Below are 1,025 nucleotides of genomic sequence, written 5' to 3'. Positions count from 1 at the left end.
AAAAGAAGGTCACTTCTGCGAACAATAAGTGTCAGAGTCGATAAAAAAGCCCCATAAAGGGGCTTTTTTGTTTTCATTTAACTGTTTGATTTTTATTTAGATAATAGCATATGAGATTTAACCGAAACGGTAGAACCAAACCTAGACGGTTCAACATCGATTCGCAACGCCATCTGCTCTTTGAGTTCAGACACGTGTGAAATTACGCCAATCATGCGGCCCGTTTGTTGCAAGTCGACCAATGTTTGAATCGCCAGATCGAGAGATTCAGGGTCCAAGCTACCAAAGCCTTCGTCGATGAATAACGTATCTAAACGAATTCCACCGCTGTAAGATTGCACGACATCAGACAAGCCTAATGCCAAAGCTAAAGCTGCCATGAAGGATTCTCCCCCCGACAACGTTGCAACATCACGCATTTTTCCGGTGTAACCGTCTTCCACCACGAGATCAAGTCCTCGCCCTGCAGCACCTTTAAAACCCTCTGTTTTACGCGCTAGAACATATCGACCCTTGCTCATCAAACTCAGTCGTTGAGAAGCTTGAATCAAAACATCATCCAATAAAACCCCCAACACAAATCGGTGTAAACTGATACGGCTGCCCGTTTTACCACTGGCGACATCATAAAGCGTACCGAAAACTTTGTACTCTTCCTCTAATTTACGGTTTTTATCGTGCAGATTAGAAATTTCATTGCGAACTTTTTCCAAACCCTCAAACAGTGAACGCGTGCTATCCAGCTGATTTCTAATTTCTAGATACGAATGTTGAGCAGTGCTTAAACTGACGTTAAGCGCTTCTAAATTAGGCTTATCGACCGCCTTCAAAGCTTGATTTAAATCCGCAAGAGTTTGTTCTAACTGGATTTGTGTCTGCTTAAAGTTATCTATTTCTTGTTGCCAAGTTTGAGTTTGTTGTTCACTCACTTTACTCTGTAAGAAGTGCGCTTCATCAGCAAACGCACTCGCTTTTAGTGCACTTTCCCATTCGGTTTTAGCATTTTCCAGTTTACTATTCGCTTC

Annotated in this window: 1 protein-coding gene; it reads right to left on the bottom strand. The window is 42.2% G+C overall.

What is annotated here, in order from left to right:
- Window positions 1–92: 92 nt before the first annotated feature.
- On the bottom strand, window positions 93–1,025 hold a 933-nt coding region (locus tag R8N46_RS25540), incomplete at its 5' end, for an SbcC/MukB-like Walker B domain-containing protein (protein ID WP_318189820.1).

Source organism: Vibrio sp. 1874 (assembly GCF_033344395.1).
In the GTDB taxonomy this organism is placed as follows: domain Bacteria; phylum Pseudomonadota; class Gammaproteobacteria; order Enterobacterales; family Vibrionaceae; genus Vibrio; species Vibrio alginolyticus.
Note: the sequence above shows the minus strand (reverse complement) of the source record. Positions and strands in the feature narration are given on the sequence as shown.